The sequence below is a fragment of the Siminovitchia jepli genome (genome assembly GCF_047228825.1).
Lineage (GTDB): Bacteria > Bacillota > Bacilli > Bacillales > Bacillaceae_C > Siminovitchia.
Genome location: NZ_JBFEGN010000009.1, coordinates 63,481 through 82,108, shown reverse-complemented (window position 1 = coordinate 82,108; position 18,628 = coordinate 63,481). Strand labels below are relative to the sequence as shown.

The window sequence follows — 18,628 nt, the reverse complement described above, 5'->3', positions numbered from 1 at the left end:
CTCATCAGATTACACTCCATTTCCAGTAAATTTTTGGGAATTCAGGAATTTACTCGTTTGGAATACCGAGAGTATATTTAATCCTCCCCAAAGGAGTATACCCTTCAAATGTCCAAATTAACGTGCAGGCATGATGATGAAAGTCTTGATAGAGGACACCGGATTTTTCTAGTCTATTTTCAATAATTTTGCGTTTATAGCTACAATCACTGTACTGAGTGACATGAGTATCGCCCCTACAGCAGGACTCAATACAATGCCCATTGGATACAGGATGCCGGCCGCGAGGGGAATCGCTGCGATATTATATCCTGCAGCCCACCAAAGGTTTTGGAGCATCTTGTTGTAAGTTGCTTTTGAGAGTTTGATGATATTTAAAACATCCATGGGATTGCTTTTTACCAAGATAACATCTGCTGTTTCAATCGCCACATCTGTTCCGGTACCGATTGCAATGCCCAAATCCGCCTTTGCAAGTGCAGGAGCATCATTTACTCCATCTCCCGTCATAGCGGTTCTAAGCCCCTCTTTTGTTTGGATATGAACGATTTTATCTGACTTCTCATGAGGAAGCACTTCGGCAAAGATTTCGTATATGCCAAGCTTGTCCCCGACGTACTGGGCTACCTTGGCATTGTCCCCTGTCAGCATGATGGATTTGATATTCAATTCTTTTAACTTATTAATCGCCTCTTGAGCCGTCTCTCGAATAATATCCGCCAGTGCAATCATGCCGGCAATCTTACCGTTGACCAAAGTAAAAACAACCGTCTTTCCTTCAGCCGACCATTCATTAAACGGCCCCTCATCAAAAGAAAGATTTTCGGACCGTACATAACCTGGGCTAACCACCATGACTTCTTTTCCATCCACCACTCCCTGCAGCCCCTTACCTGTAAGGGACTGAAAATTGCTTACAGGTGGAATTGAAAGTTGCTTTTCTTTTGCTGATTTTAGGATTCCGCGGGCAATCGGGTGTTCCGAATGCGCCTCAACTGCTGCTGCGAGTGATAGTATTTCCTCTTCTGTATATGAGCTGGATGCTGCGATATTCGTTACCCCAAACTCTCCCTTGGTCAACGTTCCGGTCTTATCAAAAACAATTGCCTCGATAAAGCGGGCATTTTCAAACGAAGCACGGTTTCTGATCAACAGCCCGTTTTTAGCTGCAATGGATGTAGAGACAGCCACAACCAAGGGTGCTGCCAGACCCAGAGCGTGCGGACAGGCAATGATCAGGACAGTGACCATCCTTGTCATGGCAAAAGAAACAGAATAACCGAGGGCTAACCAAATAACAAAGGTAAGCAATCCCGCGACAAGCGCCCCATAAAACAGCCACTTCGCAGCACGGTTGGCAAGATCCTGAGCCTTTGATTTAGATTCCTGCGCTTCCCTGACGAGCTTTATCACCTGAGAAAGGTATGTTTCCTCACCTGTCTTCTTGATTGATATGATCAACGAGCCTTCACCGTTCACGGAGCCTCCAATGGCTTCCTCACCTGTTTCCTTTTCGACTGGCACGGATTCTCCTGTCAACATCGACTCATCGACCGTAGATTTACCTTCGATAATTTCACCATCCACCGGGACCTTTTCACCAGGCCTTACCAAGACATGATCCCCGTGTTTAAGTTCGGCAATATCTACAACTTTTACATTACCGTCTTCATCAATGACACTTGCCTCTGAAGGCATTAACTTTGCCAGTTCCTCTAATGCTTTAGAGGCTCCCATAACTGAGCGCATTTCAATCCAATGGCCAAGAAGCATAATGTCGATTAAGGTTGCCAGTTCCCAAAAGAAATCCTCTTTCGCAAGACCGAATGCAGCCGCTGAACTGTAAACATAAGCAACAATAATGGCCAAGGAAATGAGCGTCATCATCCCCGGGTTTTTATCCTTTAGCTCATCTTTTGCCCCTGTCAGAAACGGCCAGCCTCCATAAAAGAAGACGATGGAAGACAAGGCAAACAATATGTACATATCACCAGCAAATCGCCAGTTTACCCCTAAAAACATCTGAATCATGGGGGAAAAAATCAAAATAGGAATGGTAATGATCAAGGAAATATAAAAACGCTTTTTAAAGTCTTCTACCATGTGGGCATGATGATCATGATGCCCCATATGTCCCCCGTGTGAATGATGATTGTGTCCTTCTTCATTCACATTATGCTGCTGATGATACCCTGAGTGCTCACCGTGTTGATGGTGGTCATCCGAATGAGTGGGAGATGTTTTATGATGGTGAGAATGTTCGTGGTTATGCTTATCCATACTGTTTCCTCTCCTTTCTTTATTGTTTACCATATTTTACATGTAATTTGTCCAGAAAGTGTGCAGGGTAAACAAGTTTCAGTTAATGATGGGGAGGAAGGAATGGTATTGATTTTAATATAAATGGCTTTTGAGAATAGAGGAATAAACAAATCAGGATAAACATCAAAGAAGAAATAAAAGGGTGTTGATAAAAACGAATCCATTTAGGCTGGCTTTTCCTATAAATAGATGTTTCATAAATAATTAAAAAGGAGATCGACAGGGCAATCGTAAACATTGTCATAATGGCTTTGTCCCAGTCTGCCGGCTTTACCATCTCCCCGAGCATAGCCCCCATCATACCAGCCATCACTCCAGATAACACCCCCTCTAACAGAGCAAGAAAGGAGTAATAAAAACCGATGGAGGCTCCCGTTACTAAACCTATAGATATCCCGATAACAGTGGACACCAGTAATTGTCCTTGAAATAAGATCCCGAACAGCGTTCCAGCAAATAAACCGATTCCCATGGCCGATGACATAGCAAACAACATCCCATGCATCATCGTTACCTGTTTTCTAACTAAAAATGAGGATACTAAAACACTAGTAAAATATATCAATAATACCGAAACTAAAAAGGCTAGGCCTATGGTCATCATGATCAGCTCCATATTTTTCTACAAGTATATGGGCTAAAAAATAGATTTTATTACAGTACATCCACTTACTGATAAATTGTCATAAAAAATGCAGAGATTCTGCAAACAATGTTAAGTAACAATAAAGTCGTTTCATTACAAATAAAATCGTTATATTGACATAAAGGTGTTTAAAAACGCAAATCATGTTACTTCATTAAAAGGACAGAGTATGGAGTAATACCTTTAAGGTAAAATGGCTTTATAGTTCAAAATTGAAATTACGCACTTAAAGTAACGGGTTAGAATACTTGAAGAAGAGAAATTTAGTATTATAATTGACTGCGTACTAAGGTACACGGTTTATTATGTTTATAGGAGCGAATAATGTGAGGTACCGAATTAGTGTATTTGCAGAAAAATGTGGTGTAAATAAAGAGACGATTAGATATTACGAACAAAAAGCATTATTAAAAGAACCTTACCGAACGAATGTGGGTTATAGGATATATTCAGATGCCGATGTTAAGCGTGTAAAATTTATCAAAAGACTTCAAGACCTTGGCTTTTCATTGAGTGAAATCCATAAGTTACTTGGAGTTGTTGATAATGATGAAGTTCGTTGCAAAAATATATTTGAATTTGTATCCCAAAAGGAAAGTGAAATTCAAGATCAAATTGCAGATTTAAAACGTATTGATTCAATGTTAAAGGACTTAAAAAGTCGATGTCCAGATCAAAAAGCAATACAACAATGTCCTATTATTGAATCGTTAATTTTTGATTGAAGATACCGTTGATTTTATACATAGAGGAGGAATAAATTGTGAAAAAGTATCAGGTTAAAATTAATGGAATGACCTGTACAGGATGTGAACAACATATTGATCTAGCATTAACCAGCATAGGCGCCAAAAACATTGAAGCTAGTTTTCATCAGGGTGAAGTAGTATTTGAATTACCCAATGATGTTGGGGTTGAACGTGTAAAAAAAGCAATCGATGAAGCAAAATATCTACCGGGAGAAATAGAAGAAATTCCAACACAAGAAAATATGGTGTTAGGAGACAAAGGGGATTACGACTTACTTATCATTGGTTCAGGTGGGGCAGCTTTTTCGGCTGCGATTAAAGCGATTGAATACGGGGCAAAAGTAGCTATGATTGAGTGTGGAACAGTTGGTGGAACATGTGTAAATATTGGTTGTGTTCCATCAAAAACACTTCTTCGTGCTGGGGAAATCAATCATTTTGCAAAAGTTAATTCTTTTACGGGTTTACAAACATCTGCTGGAGAGGTGGAATTAGCTCCTTTAATCAAGCAAAAAAATGAATTGGTGAGTGAGCTTCGGAATCAAAAATATGTCAATTTAATTGATGAATATGGATTTGATTTAATTGAAGGCGAAGCAAAATTTGTTAATGAAAATACAGTTGAAGTCAACGGAGAGAAACTTTCTGCAAAACGTTTTTTAATTGCAACGGGGGCTTCTCCGTCTCTCCCCCCCATTTCAGGACTTAATGAAGTAGATTATTTTACAAGTACAACACTACTTGAATTAAAAAAGGTTCCTAAGCGATTAACGGTTATTGGTTCAGGATATATCGGATTGGAGCTTGGGCAACTGTTTCATAATTTAGGTTCAGAAGTCACACTTATGCAAAGAAGTGAGACACTTTTAAAAGAATATGACCCCGAAATTTCAGAAGCCGTAGAAAAAGCATTAATAGAACAAGGTATAAATCTTGTAAAAGGGGCGACTTTTGAGCGTGCAGAACAAGATGGAGACCTAAAAAAGGTTTATGTAACGGTAGATGGCAAGAAAAAAGTTGTGGAATCAGAGCAGTTACTTGTTGCAACAGGAAGAAAACCAAATACTGATTCTTTAAATTTAAGTGCAGCGGGGGTAGAAGTCGGAACACGAAAAGAAATATTGATAAATGATTATGCTAGAACAAGTAATGAAAAGGTTTATGCAGCAGGAGATGTAACATTAGGACCTCAATTTGTCTATGTGGCAGCCTATCAAGGTGGAATTGTTGTTGATAATGCGATTGGTGGGTTAAATAAAAAATTAGATTTATCCGTTGTTCCTGCCGTGACATTTACAAATCCATCGATTGCAACGGTTGGTTTAACAGAAAAGCAAGCAAAAGAAAAAGGTTATAAAGTTAAAACATCAGTATTGCCTTTAAATGCAGTTCCAAGAGCGATAGTAAATCGTGAGACAACAGGTGTTTTCAAGCTTGTTGCCGATATGAAAACATTAAAAGTTCTAGGGGTTCATATCGTATCTGAAAATGCAGGAGATGTGATATATGCAGCGACATTGGCGGTTAAGTTTGGTTTAACCGTGGAGGATTTAAAAGATAGCTTTGCGCCATATTTAACAATGGCAGAAGGATTAAAATTAGCGTCTCTTACCTTTGATAAAGATGTATCGAAATTATCTTGCTGTGCAGGGTAAAGCTCTTTACCATGTGAACAAGTACACTTAAACTTTCGGGCGCGATTGTGGAATACACCCTTAGATTTAAACGACTTTAGTTATATTTTTAAGTTGGAACAAACTTCTCACTTCAAAAATTAATCAACTAATTATAACCCCGTCCTAAAGGCAGAACGGGGTTATACGTGTTTGAGGTTTTAAAATTAAATAACTTTATTTTATTGATTATCGGGAAGTATGCAATTTTTGTGTAGTTTATTCAAATCATGCTTGGGAAAAGTAAAATTGTATAAGTTTCAAAAGAAAGGATGATTGGATGATTGCCCAGATGTATGAAGAATGTATTAAAGCTTGTCTGGAATGTATGGAAGCCTGCAACACTTGTTATGATGCCTGCTTGAAAGAAGAAGACTTAGCCATGATGGCGGACTGTATCCGCATGGATCGAGAATGTGCAGATATATGTGCATTTGCCGCCAGGTCTATGCAGTCGGGCAGCCCTTTTGCAAAACAAATTTGCCAATTATGTGCTGATATCTGTGAGGCTTGTGGTAACGAATGTAAGAAACATGAACATGATCACTGTCAAAAATGTGCAGAGGCTTGTTTTAAGTGTGCGGAGGAATGCAGGAAAATGGCAGCGTAAAAAAGTTCCCTTTGCCCGTTCAGTTTACCGGCAAAGGGAATTTTTATTTAGTTATATATTGATGCTGGGTTTCTAAGCCCAATAAGTAATGGTATCCAATATCCCCATCAAAATAAGAGTTGCACCAGCAATTCGTTGAACGACAATCCCTACTTTTCTACTCCTTTTTAGTAAAGAGCCACTTAATCCTAAAAAGGAAATCATACCGATAACAATCAGCACTGGGATTGAGGTCCCGATGCCAAATATGGTAGGAAGAATCATACCGTGTGAAGAGGTCAAAACAACCGGCATAAGCGTGACGAAAAATATAACAAACATGGTTGGGCAAAAAGCAATAGAGAAACTTGCGCCCATTAAAAAGGATCCCGTTTTGCCACTGCGTAATCTTACCGGTATTTTATTAGTAATTTTATTGATTACGTTTAGTTTGATCCATCCAAGTAAAAAGAATCCCACTAGCATCAGAAAGGGGCCCATCGCTTTACGGAAAATAGGAAATAGAAGAATAATATTCTCTTCAAAGCTTTGGCCCACTATCCAGACCAGGAAGCCCAAAGCACTGAATACCGCGATTTTCCCTAGCACAAAAAAGATCACATCGCCCCAATAACCGGATGTTTGCAAACGTCTATTCCCATAAAGTGTAATAGCACTTATATTTCCTGTTAACTGGCAAGGTGCCAACGCTCCTATTAATCCAAGTAAAAAGGCAACAACTATAGGTGCTTCTGTCCCATAATACAGTGACATAAATGGGTCACTTAAAAATTGACTTATTTTGCTTATCTCTTGATACATATCATCAACCTCATATTTTTAATCTTACCGTTCTGTATTCTCTTAACGAGGCTTGATGCTCTCCATCATACCTTTAATTTTTGCTTCTGAAAGTTCCCCGGATTCTATTGCGGTGATCTTACCTTCAGAATCAATCAACACTGTAGTGGGCAGAGGTTTAATTTTGTATAGATTGAGCACATCTTTATTGGCGTCTTTCAAAATAGGAAAATCCAAACCGTGTTTTTGAACAAATCTATTTATGGCAAATTCCGGTTCTCCGACGTTAACGGCTAATATTTCTACCCCTTGATCTTTGTATACTTGATATTGATTTTTCATATAAGGCATTTCCCTTTCACACGGTTTACACCACGTTCCCCAAAAGTTCAAAAACACGCCCTGTCCTCTATAATCAGACAATTTATGTTCGGCACCTTTCATATCAGAAAGGATAAAATCCGGTGCTATGTCTCCGATAGCCAGTTGCCCTCTTGTTTCCTTGGTGAAGTTGGCATACAGTGTGTAGACGATAGCAGCTACCATAATGGCTAGTATCACACTGCGCATCATAAGTCGTTTCTTTTTCTTCATCTTTTTTCCTCCAATTTATGTAAAGCCAGTTGTCCTTAAATACTAAAATCCAGTAAAGCCGCCAAATAAGGGAATTAATAATGAAATAATGACCGTCATCCAATCAAAATATAAGAGGATTCCCATCAAAATCATTAAAATTCCTCCAAATACCATAAAACGGTTTCCGTGTTTTTTTAAGAAGGTCATCTTGTCGAGGAAAAAGGTCATGATCAAAAAAGGAATGGAAAAACCCAGTAATAAAACATCATATAGATTAACCCCATGCTTGGATTAGCAATGCCAAGAGCAATCACTCCTGCCAAAATTGGTCCTGTACAGGGGGGCCAGCCTGCAGCAAACCCGATGCCTATCAAAACAGACCCCAAATAACCGGATGGCCGGTTTCGAAACTGAATTTTTTTATCAGAAAGCAAAAAATTAACTCGGAGCACACCAGTAAGGACCAGCCCGAAAAATACCATTAATACAGCGCCCAACTGCCTTAGAAGTTCTTGATATTCGGCAAAAAAAGATCCTATGAAAGAGGTGGATAGCCCGAGGGCTAAAAAAAAAATTGAAAACCCCAATAAAAAAAGGATTGTATGAATAAACGCTTTTTTTCTTAATATCCCTTGTCTGTCCTTTAATTCGCTAATAGTCATGCCCGTTATATAAGAAAGGAAAGCAGGATATAAAGGAAGCGCACAAGGTGATAAACTATTCACTCATGCTCCTTCCTAGGTTGATGAACATACATACGCCCCCTAAAGATAAGACATGAATGTGAAGAAACTATGCAGTTATCTTGAAAACTTATAAATGACATAAATTAGTTGGAAAGTTATTAGGGTTTAAGAAAAGTTACGATTTCGACCTGGTGAACTAGGATTGGATAATGTGTTGCTAATAAATGAAGATGTTTCGGATATTCAGACTTAAAGGCAGGAATGTCCCTGAGTAAATTTCTATGACTGATTATAAAGTTGAAAGAAATGATAAAGGACGTAGTCAAATGAGGAATTTACTATTGGTGATTCGATAGGGTCAATGACAGGCAGTAGTTACATGGGCCATCCATCAAAAGTTGATATTTTTACTTTTATGGTTAATAAATACAATGGGCTTACTAACTATGGAACAAATTATATACCGGTAATCCATGATCCAGAAATTGCAAGATTAGCTAGTGACAAGTTTGGTATAGTCGCAACTGATGCCGATCGAACTTTTATAAAGAAAGAGATGAAAAATTAAGTAGTTATTAATGTTTTATTGAAAATTAAAAGTAGGTGAAGACCAGGTTATGATCCCCGTCCTGTAACCAGAACGGGGTTAGTTGTTTAAGTGGTTTCAAATTATTATTATTTACACCATAGACAAAATCAGCCGTTATATAACGGTAAATTTTTTACACATATTTTACACATTGGGCATGAAGAACATGGATATACCAATGTTTTAATCCGAATACATACGTCCTCCTGGGCGCTAAAACCCTGAAGCATCAACGTTTGTTGGTGCTTCATTTTCTTTTTGTCCTAGTTTTGTCCTAGTTCCTCGAAAAAACATCAAATTATACCCTCCAATTTCTTGGACCACTTCTTCATAAATTCATTAATTTTTTCATTGTTTAATTGGGCCGATCTGTTGGACATGTAACCATATGTTTCCAGTAAAATAGTTTTGTCCGCATCTCCCACTCTTCCGCCAACGTAGTTCAAATCGGAAATGCCGGCTTCCCAAATGATTTTTAACTGCCCATGTTCCTTTGGAAAGCGTTTTATCTAAGTTCAGAGTGCAATTATCTCATTAAAGTCCGAAAAGCCGTAAGGCGCAAATCTAGTCAGCATACGTGTACAGTGGGTATTCAAATAAAAAAGGATAAAAAAGTTATTCTTTCTTATCCTTTTCAAGTAAATCAATGATTCTATCAAGCTTTTGTTCGATATTATTTTGCTTGCCCTTTTGTTTAGTTATGAGTAAACGAAAAAGAAAAAACAAAGCTGCAAATATTCCGAGCAAAAAAAGAAGGATTGCCAGCTGAAATATAATATCACCAAAATTTACTACATGCAATGTAATCCCAGCCTTTACATGGTTTTGGGATATTATATCAAAAGTTTACTGCATATTTCGAAGAAAAACGGAGAAAACTTATAGATCTTCCAAAACTTTTGAATAAGCGGCAGGAGCGATATGAAAGAGCGCCGGGTGGTAGCGCTCTTCAGGCTGTAAGGTGATTTAAAGAGATTAAATGTGTTTACGGTCTATAGATGTGGAGGGAGGCTATTAATAGAAAAATGATGTGCCTACAATAATCAGTAGTATGAAAAGGACAACAATTAAAACAAAGGAGTTGCCATAACCGCATCCGTAGCCGTTATAGCCATAGCCGCCGTAAAACCCCATTTCATGTCATCTCCTTTCGAAAGGTTAATTCAGTTTATGCAAGTTTCTATAAAAAGAGCTAGCAATAAGCGGACAAGGCGCAAAATGGTTGCATTTATTAGATCGTTTTATTGCGCAGTTCCAAGAAAAATTTAATAACAACTAGGAAAAGATCGGTCGTAAAAAATTGACCGATCATGAGAAGTAGAGAACTTTAAATGACTAATATAGGCTGCCAACGGAGGAAACTCCCATGAAACAGTACAACGATTAAAGCAGATATCCTGCTCCGTATCCATTATCATTCATAATGAAGGACCTCTATTTTTGTGGGTTTTAAAAACACTTGCAGTGATGTGGCCGACAATGAGTACTTCCAACAAATTCATTTCTTGTAACAGGTCGATAAATATGTTTTGGAACATCTACAAAGTTTACACGATTTACATGAACAACGGGATGGATAATTGGTTTTGGCCGACGGATATAATGATTGTGAACCTTGTATATGGGGCTAGCAACGATAGGTTTATTACAAGCAAACAATTACATTCACCTCCTAATATTTATTAGTATTAAATCTTTCGAATATGGAAACGGACAAATATATTATCGAGGACATAAATTAGATAAAAATGGTTATTGAACCAAGGAATTTAAAATATATTATTCATAAGATTTTAGCGTGGATACACGTGACTTCAATCACGGGAGGAAACGCTTTTCACTTCTTTTCTAAGTTTAATTTTTACTAAAATACGTTATAGTTATTGTTCATTCTCAAAAAAAGAAAAAAAGCCCGTAACTTTCCGGGCCTAAAAAAATGAGGAAACCTGCCGTGGAGGCGAAGTCTCCAACTATACTAAAAGGGGGTTAAACAAAGCCATTTATGTTGGCCTTAACCATATTGTACAACAAGTTTTTAGCCATTACATGTGCCAATAGACTCGACATTTTATGAGAAAAAAGCCCGTGTTAGGACTTATTTTGCATGTTTACCGATATTTTCTATACCAGCTGCAAGGGTGTTTTGGAGGGCAGACGCAATAATGTTCTTCTGAAACGGAGTTTACGACGGATTTTGTGTGCGGATAGGAGTGCATATATTTATAGGTTGTATGGTTTATTTGGGTTGTATGACTTGGATGCATAACCGGGATGTAGACATCCTGGCCGACATATTCGGTGTTTTGTTTAGTGGGGCTGACCTGGGCAGGCGCCGTTTTAGCGGGCAATTGCATAGCCGGTTTTACCGGCGGATAGCCGCATTGGCACGGTTTTTTGCAGCCGCAAAGCTTATGGTGCATTCTCATGAAAAAAGCCTCCTTTTTAATTGGTCATATTCATACTTATGAGGGACAACCGTCCAACGGTTGTACAACTGCCTAATTAAGTGAAAAATAGGCTGGCGTGTTCTGCGGAAGGAAGAAATATTCTATATACTCGCAAATCAAAATATAGTAAAATAGCTATGGGGGGGAGGAAGGGCAAATGAAAATGGAACCGGCTTTACTACAGAAACAGACGCTTAATTTGACGATGACCCAGGAATTGCAGCAGGCAATTACCATTTTACAATATACTGTCCCTGAGTTAACGGCGTTTCTTGAGATGAAGGAAATGGAAAATCCGCTCATCCAGCTTGAATCACCGATCGTCCAGTCCGTAGATCCCCGCTACGATATGGTGAGGAAGCGGAAAATAACGAACCAGGAACACGATCAGAAAAAGTGGCTCGAGCAAATGGCAGAGCCCACCGAAAACTTGGCCGATCACTTGTTATCTCAACTCGTAATGAAAGCGCTGTCCGCCAAACAACGCAAATTAGCCGAACAATTAATATATAATCTGGATCCAAACGGGTATTTGACCATCAGCCTGGAAGAAGCGGCCGCCGCTGTTCAAACAGGCATTGATGAAGCCGAAGAAGTGTTGGGGATTATCCAAAGCCTTGAACCGGCCGGCATCGCCGCACGTTCATTGCAGGAATGCTTGCTGATCCAGTCAAAAAGGAAAAAAAATACGCCGGCACTTGTTGTCGACCTGCTATCAGGCTTTTTCAATGAATTTGCGGAGAAAAAATGGAAGTTCCTTTCCGAGCAATTGTCCGTCAGCCTGCAAGACATTCAAAGAGCAGCTGATTTTATTACAACACTTGACCCGCGCCCGGGCACCCAGTTTGATCATGAGCGCCCGCAATATGTCATACCGGACCTCATCCTTGAAATCAGAGACGGAAAACTCGAATTGCAGCTTTTTGAAAAACATCTTCCCGACATTCGCTACCAATCAGACTATTATAATACGATGTCGCAAGTTGCGGATGAAAAGGTCAAGCAATTTTTAAACGATAAACGCCAGGATTACCGCTGGATTGTGCGCAGTATCGAACAGCGGAAGCAGACCTTGATGAAGGTGGGCATGGCGATTTTGGAAGAACAGCAGGACTTCTTCCTGAAAGGCCCGCATTATCTCAAGCCGCTCACGTTAAAGGATGTTGCCGAAAAAATTGATGTGCATGAATCGACTGTGAGCCGTGCCATTAGAGGCAAATACATCCAGACACCAAATGGCATGCATGAACTGAAAAAATTCTTCTCGCAAGCCCTCCAAACGGGAGCCAATTCGGATACCGAGCAGGCCTCCGCTGCCCAGGCGAAAGCGCTGATCGAAGCAATGATTGCACAAGAAGATAAAAAGAAGCCTCTATCCGATCAACTGATCGCGGACAGGCTGAAGGAAAAAGGGTTGCAACTTTCCAGGAGAACAGTTGCCAAATACCGGGAACAGCTCCGCATCCCTTCATCCACAAAAAGAAAACGGTATGAATAAGGAATGGAACACATCATGGAAGTTTACTATTATACAAGAAAAAAATGTCCCCTTTGCGAGGATGGGCTGCTTATTTTGCAAAAGCTGCAACGGGAATATCCATTTAAACTGATTGAAAAAGACATTGAAAAAAGCGATGAGTTAACGGAAAAATTCGGCTTGATGATCCCGGTCGTCGAAATACAGGGAGAGATTATCCAATACGGAATAATCGATCCCGTTACAATAGACAAGAGGCTCCGTGAATATGGGAGTTGAAACGGTTATCCGAACCTGCTAAAATATATATTGAATAACAGGTTCTTTTTTTTGATTAACCGGGACAAAAAATGTCCAAGTGGGACAATAACTGATCAAGGGTGACTTTATTATTGAAAAAACTGTTAAAAGTCCAACAAAAATTGGTTCCGGATCTCCTTGAAGTGATGCAAAAACGGTACCAGATTCTGAAATCGATCCAATTGACTGGGCCTATTGGAAGAAGGCCGCTCGCACAAATGCTCGATATGACGGAACGGGTACTCAGAAACGAGATTGAGTTTTTAAAAGAGCAGCAGCTTATATCGGCCCGGCCGGCAGGCATGGAAATTACAGATAACGGCAGGATGTTGCTGGCGGAACTTGCTGGCCTGGTGCGTGAGGCAGCAGGGATTCGTGAATTGGAACAGCAGCTTGGCCGATTGCTCGGAATCGCAGAAGTGAAAATCATTCCCGGAGATTCTGACGACATTCCTGTTGTCAAGGAGGAGCTCGGGCAGGCCTGTGCCGAGCATTTAAAAAAAGTTTTGAAAGCCAACAATATTATTGCGGTGACCGGTGGAACGACAATGGCCTGCGCAGCCGAAATGATGACGCGGGAAATCGGTGAAGGAAGGCAGATGCTGTTTGTTCCTGCCCGGGGCGGCGTCGGGGATGATGTAAAAAATCAAGCCAACTCCATTTGCGCGAGAATGGCCGAAAAGACAGGCGGGAGCCACCGGGTGTTATATGTCCCGGACCAAGTCAGCGAAGAAGTCCGGGATTCACTTCTGCAAGAACCCAATATATCGGAAGTATTGAACTTGATCCGATCGGCCAAAATTGTATTGCATGGAATTGGAGATGCCATCAAAATGGCGAAGCGGCGAAATACGAACGAAGCAGACATGAACAAACTGTTAAATGGTCAGGCTGTCGGGGAGGCATTTGGCTATTACTTTAATATTCATGGAGAAGTTGTTCACAAGGTATCCACTGTCGGCTTGCAACTGGGGGACCTGCACCATATTCAACATGCCATTGCGGTTGCCGGAGGAAAGTCAAAAGCAAAAGCGATCCAATCCTACATGAAAAGTGCTCCGTCCACTACTGTATTAATTACAGATGAGGGTGCGGCAAAGGATTTGTTGAAAAACTTAACAAACGTATAACAGGAGGAATTTAAAAATGACAGTGAAAATCGGGATCAACGGATTTGGAAGAATCGGGAGGAATGTATATCGGGCGGCATTGGACAATCCAAATGTGGACATTGTGGCAGTAAATGATTTAACTGATGCAAACATGCTGGCCCATTTGTTAAAGTATGACTCGATACACGGTACGCTTCGGGAAGAAGTCACTGTGGACGAAAATGATATTTTGGTAGCGGGCCGACGATTGAAAGTGATGGCGGAAAGGGACCCGTCACTGCTTAATTGGGGAGACCTCGGCGTTGATATTGTCATCGAGTCGACAGGACGGTTTACAAAGCGTAATGATGCCGCCAAGCACTTGGAAGCCGGGGCGAAAAAAGTTATTATCTCTGCACCTGCCTCCGATGAAGATATCACGATTGTCATGGGAGTCAACGAGGAGAATTACAATCCGGCGAATGACCATATTATCTCAAATGCATCTTGTACGACAAACTGTCTCGCTCCATTGGCAAAAGTGATTCATAATGAATTTGGGATTCGCCGGGGCATGATGACGACGGTCCATTCTTACACGAATGACCAGCAAATCCTGGACCTTCCCCACAAGGATTACCGCAGGGCGCGTGCTGCCGCCGAATCGATCATCCCGACTACAACCGGTGCGGCAAAAGCAGTCTCCCTCGTACTTCCGGAGTTAAAAGGCAAGCTGAACGGGATGGCGATGCGGGTTCCGACTCCGAACGTTTCGGTAGTCGATTTGGTGGCTGAACTGGAGAGAACGGTCACGGCGGAAGAGGTAAATGCAGCCCTTCGAGCGGCGGCGGAAGCAGATTTAAAAGGAATCCTCGCTTATTGCGAAGATCCGCTCGTTTCCCGTGATTTCAACGGAAACACTCATTCATCGATCATCGATGCCCTCTCCACGATGGTCTTGGATGGAAATATGGTAAAAATCGTTTCGTGGTACGACAACGAAACGGGCTACTCCAACCGTTTGGTTGATTTGGCGGAATACATCGCCAATCGCGGATCGGCATGAAAAATGGAGAATAGTATTGGATAAATCATGGCTTGGCATCTATAATATAGAGGAGAATAAAAAAGGGAGCGGGAAACACCCACTCTCTTATTTTCTGCGTGGTAATAGGAGGCAGTCCAAGTGAGGAAGAAAACAATCAACGATTTGCATGTAAAAGGGAAACGCATATTTTGCCGTGTGGATTTTAATGTCCCGATGGATGGCGGAGCCATCGCCGATGATACGCGCATTCGGGCGGCTCTGCCGACAATCCGCCATTTAACGGGCCATGGCGCGATTGTCATATTGGCCAGCCATATGGGGCGGCCCAAGGGCAAGGTCGTCGAAGAACTGCGGTTGGAGCCGGTTGCCAAACGGCTTGAAGAATTATTGGGCAAAACAATTAGCTATTCAAAAGAAGTCATTGGGGAAGATGTCGAAAAGCAAATTTCCAAACTTCGAGAAGGCGATATTTTATTGCTGGAAAATGTAAGGTTCCATCCCGGCGAGGAAAAAAATGATCCGGAGCTCGCCAGGTCGTTTGCCAATCTGGCTGATCTTTATGTCAATGACGCTTTTGGAACCGCACACCGTGCGCACGTTTCCACAGAAGGGGTGGCAAAATTCCTGCCATCGGCTGCCGGATTTTTAATGGAAAAAGAACTGGAAGTGCTGGGGAACGCTTTATCCAATCCCCAAAGGCCTTTTACGGCGATAATTGGCGGCGCGAAGGTGAAAGACAAAATTGGCGTTATTGATAACCTGCTTGAAAAAGTCGATCATTTAGTCATCGGAGGCGGGCTCGCTTTTACATTTGTCAAGGCGCAGGGCCATGAAATCGGCGATTCTCTGCTTGAAGAAGACAAAATAGAGCTTGCCCAAAGCTTTATGGAGAAAGCGAAGGAAAAAGGCGTACAATTTCTTCTTCCGATCGATGCGGTTGTGGCGGATTCTTTTTCCGAAAATGCCCATATACAGATTGTCGATATTGAACACATTCCTGCAGGGTGGCAAGCTCTTGATATTGGCCCGAAAACGGCCAAACTGTACAGCGATGTCATCAAAAAATCGAAGCTTGTCATTTGGAACGGCCCGATGGGGGTGTTTGAAATGGAGCCTTTTGCCCAAGGGACAAAGGAAGTCGCAAAGGCACTGGCAGAAGCGGACAATACATACTCCATCATCGGCGGCGGCGATTCTGCGAGAGCGGTGGAACATTTTGGCCTCTCGGAAAAGATGGACCATATCTCTACAGGCGGAGGGGCATCGCTCGAATTTATGGAAGGAAAAAATTTACCGGGCATCGCTGCGCTGGATGACCGCGATTTTTAAAAAGAAAGGATGTATGGCATGCGAAAACCGATAATAGCAGGCAACTGGAAAATGAACAAAACGATGAATGAAGCGATCGTTTTCGCAAATGAAGTAAAAGGGCTTGTTCCCGGCCGGTCCAAAGTGGATACGGTTATTTGCGCACCGGCTCTGTTTTTGGACAGGCTGCTTGCAGCGGTTGCTGGCTATGATGTGAGCATTGGGGCACAAACGATGCATTTTGAAGACAGCGGCGCCTTTACAGGTGAAATCAGCCCGGCAGCTTTGAAAGATTTGGGCGTGTCTTATTGTATCATTGGCCATTCGGAGCGCAGAGAAATGTTTAACGAAACCGATGAATCCGTCCATAAAAAGGTATTGGCAGCATTTCGCCATCATATCAAGCCAATCGTCTGTGTCGGTGAAACGCTTGAACAAAGGGAACGCAATGAAACAAAAGGCCATGTCGGCAGCCAAGTGTCCAAAGCCCTTCAAGGGTTGACCGAAGAACAGGCAAAAGAACTGATCATTGCCTATGAACCGATTTGGGCGATCGGTACCGGCAAATCATCGACAGCGGAAGATGCCAATGAAGTATGCGGCCACATCCGCCAAGTTATCGAAAGCAGTTTTTCCGGAAACGCGGCACAATCCGTGAAAATTCTTTACGGGGGAAGCGTCAAACCGGAAAATATCGATGATTTTCTGAAGCAGCCAGATGTTGACGGGGCGTTGGTCGGCGGGGCCAGTCTTGATTCGCGCTCATTCCTCCGTTTATTGGAGGCAGCTGCCAATGGGTAAAGCACCGGTCGCTCTAATTATCCTGGATGGCTTCGCTTTAAGGAAGGAGGAGCAGGGAAACGCCGTTACCCAAGCCAATAAGCCGAATTTTGACCGCTATTGGGATACGTACCCCCGTAATACCCTCACAGCCTGCGGTGAAGCAGTAGGGCTCCCGGAAGGACAAATGGGGAACTCTGAAGTGGGGCATTTAAATATCGGGGCAGGCCGAATCGTTTACCAAAGTTTAACGCGAGTGAATATTGCCATTCGCAATGGCGAATTTGCAAAAAACGAAACATTCCAAGCTGCTCTTTCGCATGCGAAAGAAAACGGCAAAAAGCTGCACTTGTTCGGGTTATTGTCCGATGGGGGTGTCCATAGCCATATCGACCATCTGCATGCTTTGTTAAAACTGGCCGCCGACGAAGGGCTCAAGGAAGTTTACGTTCACGCCATTTTGGATGGCCGGGACGTCGGTCCGCAAACAGCGGCGCGGTATATTAAAGAAACGCAAGGTAAAATGAAGGAATATGGCGTGGGCAAATTCGCCACGGTTTCCGGACGGTTTTATTCAATGGACCGCGACAAACGGTGGGACAGAGTGGAAAAAGCCTACCGGGCGATGGCCTTTGGCGAAGGGCCGCTCTATTCGGATCCTTTGAAAATGGTTGAGGACTCTTACAACCACGGCATTTTTGATGAATTTATCGTTCCATCCATCATTACGGATGAAAATGGAAAACCAAATGCGCAGATAGAGAGCGGAGATTCGGTCATCTTTTTCAATTTCCGCCCCGACCGGGCGATCCAAATTTCCAATGCATTTACAAACAAGGAATTTCATGGGTTCGACAGGGGTGAAAACAGTCCGAAAGATTTGTATTTTGTCTGCATGACCCACTACTCCGAAACAGTCAACGGTTATGTGGCTTTTAAAACAATGAATCTTGATCAGACGCTGGGAGAAGTGATCTCGCAAAACGGTCTTCGGCAACTGCGCATCGCAGAAACGGAAAAATATCCGCATGTCACTTTTTTCATGAGCGGCGGAAGGGAGGCGACATTTCCGGGCGAAGAACGGATATTAATTGATTCGCCCAAAGTGGCCACGTATGATTTGAAACCGGAAATGAGCGCCTATGAAGTGACAGAAGCCTTATGCAGAGAAATTCAAAAAGACAAATTTGATGCCATTATTTTGAACTTTGCCAATCCGGATATGGTCGGCCATTCCGGCATGCTTCAGCCGACGATTCAAGCGGTGGAAGCGGTCGATGAATGCCTCGGAAAAGTAGTGGATTTAGTTTTGGAAAAAGGCGGAACGGCCATCATTACAGCGGATCACGGCAATGCGGATGAAGTTGTGACACCCGAAGGCGCCCCGATGACAGCCCATACGACCAATCCGGTACCTGTCATCGTGACAAAGCGCGGGATACAGCTTCGCGACGGGGGTATTCTCGCTGACCTGGCGCCGACGATGCTCGAATTGCTAAGCTTGGAAAAGCCGCCGGAAATGACCGGCAGCAGTTTAATTAAATGA

At 42.1% G+C, this 18,628-nt stretch carries 17 protein-coding genes and 2 pseudogenes; 11 read left to right on the top strand and 8 right to left on the bottom strand.

The features are described 5' to 3' along the window. Nucleotides 1-168 precede the first annotated feature (168 nt). A complete protein-coding gene (locus AB1L08_RS06320; protein WP_413063816.1) occupies nucleotides 169-2,280 on the bottom strand; it encodes a heavy metal translocating P-type ATPase in 2,112 nt (703 codons plus the stop codon). 82 nt (nucleotides 2,281-2,362) lie between these two features. Continuing rightward, complete coding sequence (locus tag AB1L08_RS06315; RefSeq protein ID WP_413063815.1) at nucleotides 2,363-2,926, bottom strand: hypothetical protein; 564 nt, start codon at nucleotides 2,924-2,926, stop codon at nucleotides 2,363-2,365. Between the two features lie 368 nt (nucleotides 2,927-3,294). Here AB1L08_RS06315 and merR point away from each other — a divergent pair, with 368 nt between their 5' ends. From merR to AB1L08_RS06300, 3 genes are all read left to right on the top strand, one after another. Beyond that, entirely contained in the window at nucleotides 3,295-3,693 is a 399-nt protein-coding gene (gene merR / locus AB1L08_RS06310; RefSeq protein ID WP_413063814.1) for a mercury resistance transcriptional regulator MerR, read from the top strand. Between the two features lie 38 nt (nucleotides 3,694-3,731). Further along, nucleotides 3,732-5,372: a mercury(II) reductase gene (gene merA / locus AB1L08_RS06305; protein WP_413063813.1), complete on the top strand. Its 1,641-nt coding sequence runs from the start codon at nucleotides 3,732-3,734 to the stop codon at nucleotides 5,370-5,372. Between the two features lie 298 nt (nucleotides 5,373-5,670). Further along, nucleotides 5,671-6,000 (top strand): four-helix bundle copper-binding protein, encoded by a 330-nt coding sequence (locus tag AB1L08_RS06300; RefSeq protein ID WP_413063812.1) that lies wholly within the window; start codon nucleotides 5,671-5,673, stop codon nucleotides 5,998-6,000. Between the two features lie 72 nt (nucleotides 6,001-6,072). Here AB1L08_RS06300 and AB1L08_RS06295 read toward each other — a convergent pair whose 3' ends face one another. The 3 genes and pseudogenes from AB1L08_RS06295 to AB1L08_RS06285 all read right to left on the bottom strand — a co-directional run bounded on the left by AB1L08_RS06295 (nucleotide 6,073) and on the right by AB1L08_RS06285 (nucleotide 8,081). Beyond that, nucleotides 6,073-6,801, bottom strand: coding sequence for a cytochrome c biogenesis CcdA family protein (locus tag AB1L08_RS06295; protein ID WP_413063811.1), 729 nt, complete (start codon nucleotides 6,799-6,801; stop codon nucleotides 6,073-6,075). A gap of 42 nt (nucleotides 6,802-6,843) precedes the next feature. Further along, complete coding sequence (resA, locus tag AB1L08_RS06290; RefSeq protein WP_413063810.1) at nucleotides 6,844-7,374, bottom strand: thiol-disulfide oxidoreductase ResA; 531 nt, start codon at nucleotides 7,372-7,374, stop codon at nucleotides 6,844-6,846. 42 nt (nucleotides 7,375-7,416) lie between these two features. Beyond that, a pseudogene (locus AB1L08_RS06285) lies at nucleotides 7,417-8,081 on the bottom strand (cytochrome c biogenesis CcdA family protein). A 340-nt stretch (nucleotides 8,082-8,421) separates the two neighbouring features. Between AB1L08_RS06285 and AB1L08_RS06280 the strand changes: the two are divergent. Next, nucleotides 8,422-8,610: a hypothetical protein gene (locus tag AB1L08_RS06280; protein ID WP_413063809.1), complete on the top strand. Its 189-nt coding sequence runs from the start codon at nucleotides 8,422-8,424 to the stop codon at nucleotides 8,608-8,610. Between the two features lie 636 nt (nucleotides 8,611-9,246). Here AB1L08_RS06280 and AB1L08_RS06275 read toward each other — a convergent pair. The 3 genes and pseudogenes from AB1L08_RS06275 to AB1L08_RS06265 all read right to left on the bottom strand — a co-directional run bounded on the left by AB1L08_RS06275 (nucleotide 9,247) and on the right by AB1L08_RS06265 (nucleotide 11,057). Then, on the bottom strand, nucleotides 9,247-9,432 hold the full coding sequence (locus AB1L08_RS06275; RefSeq protein ID WP_413063808.1) for a DUF4083 family protein: 186 nt from the start codon (nucleotides 9,430-9,432) through the stop codon (nucleotides 9,247-9,249). 213 nt (nucleotides 9,433-9,645) lie between these two features. Next, nucleotides 9,646-9,717: pseudogene (locus AB1L08_RS06270) on the bottom strand (YjcZ family sporulation protein); the annotation flags it as partial. Nucleotides 9,718-10,739: 1,022 nt separating this feature from the next. Beyond that, nucleotides 10,740-11,057: a CotD family spore coat protein gene (locus tag AB1L08_RS06265; RefSeq protein ID WP_413063807.1), complete on the bottom strand. Its 318-nt coding sequence runs from the start codon at nucleotides 11,055-11,057 to the stop codon at nucleotides 10,740-10,742. A gap of 178 nt (nucleotides 11,058-11,235) precedes the next feature. On the opposite strand from AB1L08_RS06265, the gene rpoN reads away from it, so the two are divergent. The 7 genes from rpoN to gpmI all read left to right on the top strand — a co-directional run bounded on the left by rpoN (nucleotide 11,236) and on the right by gpmI (nucleotide 18,628). Continuing rightward, nucleotides 11,236-12,576, top strand: a complete 1,341-nt coding sequence (rpoN, locus tag AB1L08_RS06260; RefSeq protein ID WP_413063806.1) for an RNA polymerase factor sigma-54 — start codon at nucleotides 11,236-11,238, stop codon at nucleotides 12,574-12,576. Nucleotides 12,577-12,591: 15 nt separating this feature from the next. Further along, nucleotides 12,592-12,834 (top strand): glutaredoxin family protein, encoded by a 243-nt coding sequence (locus AB1L08_RS06255; RefSeq protein WP_413063805.1) that lies wholly within the window; start codon nucleotides 12,592-12,594, stop codon nucleotides 12,832-12,834. A gap of 113 nt (nucleotides 12,835-12,947) precedes the next feature. Continuing rightward, nucleotides 12,948-13,985, top strand: a complete 1,038-nt coding sequence (locus AB1L08_RS06250; protein ID WP_413063804.1) for a sugar-binding transcriptional regulator — start codon at nucleotides 12,948-12,950, stop codon at nucleotides 13,983-13,985. A 16-nt stretch (nucleotides 13,986-14,001) separates the two neighbouring features. Then, nucleotides 14,002-15,012 (top strand): type I glyceraldehyde-3-phosphate dehydrogenase, encoded by a 1,011-nt coding sequence (gene gap, locus AB1L08_RS06245; protein ID WP_413063803.1) that lies wholly within the window; start codon nucleotides 14,002-14,004, stop codon nucleotides 15,010-15,012. 120 nt (nucleotides 15,013-15,132) lie between these two features. Continuing rightward, nucleotides 15,133-16,323, top strand: coding sequence for a phosphoglycerate kinase (locus AB1L08_RS06240; RefSeq protein ID WP_413063802.1), 1,191 nt, complete (start codon nucleotides 15,133-15,135; stop codon nucleotides 16,321-16,323). Nucleotides 16,324-16,341: 18 nt separating this feature from the next. After that, nucleotides 16,342-17,103 carry a triose-phosphate isomerase gene (gene tpiA, locus AB1L08_RS06235; protein ID WP_413063801.1) on the top strand — a complete coding sequence of 254 codons (762 nt, stop codon included), beginning with the start codon at nucleotides 16,342-16,344 and terminating at the stop codon, nucleotides 17,101-17,103. Continuing rightward, the gene (gpmI, locus tag AB1L08_RS06230; protein ID WP_413063800.1) at nucleotides 17,096-18,628 is read left to right on the top strand and encodes a 2,3-bisphosphoglycerate-independent phosphoglycerate mutase; all 1,533 of its coding nucleotides are present in this window, start codon (nucleotides 17,096-17,098) and stop codon (nucleotides 18,626-18,628) included. Before tpiA ends, gpmI begins: the two co-directional genes overlap by 8 nt.

Bases quoted from the DNA above. Each gene is read 5' to 3' on its own strand.
- AB1L08_RS06320 (WP_413063816.1), bottom strand. From the start codon at position 2,280: ATGGATAAGCATAACCACGAACATTCTCACCATCATAAAACATCTCCC.
- AB1L08_RS06315 (WP_413063815.1), bottom strand. From the start codon at position 2,926: ATGATGACCATAGGCCTAGCCTTTTTAGTTTCGGTATTATTGATATAT.
- AB1L08_RS06300 (WP_413063812.1), top strand. From the start codon at position 5,671: ATGATTGCCCAGATGTATGAAGAATGTATTAAAGCTTGTCTGGAATGT.
- AB1L08_RS06295 (WP_413063811.1), bottom strand. From the start codon at position 6,801: ATGTATCAAGAGATAAGCAAAATAAGTCAATTTTTAAGTGACCCATTT.
- resA (WP_413063810.1), bottom strand. From the start codon at position 7,374: ATGAAGAAAAAGAAACGACTTATGATGCGCAGTGTGATACTAGCCATT.
- AB1L08_RS06280 (WP_413063809.1), top strand. From the start codon at position 8,422: ATGGGCCATCCATCAAAAGTTGATATTTTTACTTTTATGGTTAATAAA.
- AB1L08_RS06265 (WP_413063807.1), bottom strand. From the start codon at position 11,057: ATGAGAATGCACCATAAGCTTTGCGGCTGCAAAAAACCGTGCCAATGC.
- rpoN (WP_413063806.1), top strand. From the start codon at position 11,236: ATGAAAATGGAACCGGCTTTACTACAGAAACAGACGCTTAATTTGACG.
- AB1L08_RS06255 (WP_413063805.1), top strand. From the start codon at position 12,592: ATGGAAGTTTACTATTATACAAGAAAAAAATGTCCCCTTTGCGAGGAT.
- gap (WP_413063803.1), top strand. From the start codon at position 14,002: ATGACAGTGAAAATCGGGATCAACGGATTTGGAAGAATCGGGAGGAAT.
- tpiA (WP_413063801.1), top strand. From the start codon at position 16,342: ATGCGAAAACCGATAATAGCAGGCAACTGGAAAATGAACAAAACGATG.
- gpmI (WP_413063800.1), top strand. From the start codon at position 17,096: ATGGGTAAAGCACCGGTCGCTCTAATTATCCTGGATGGCTTCGCTTTA.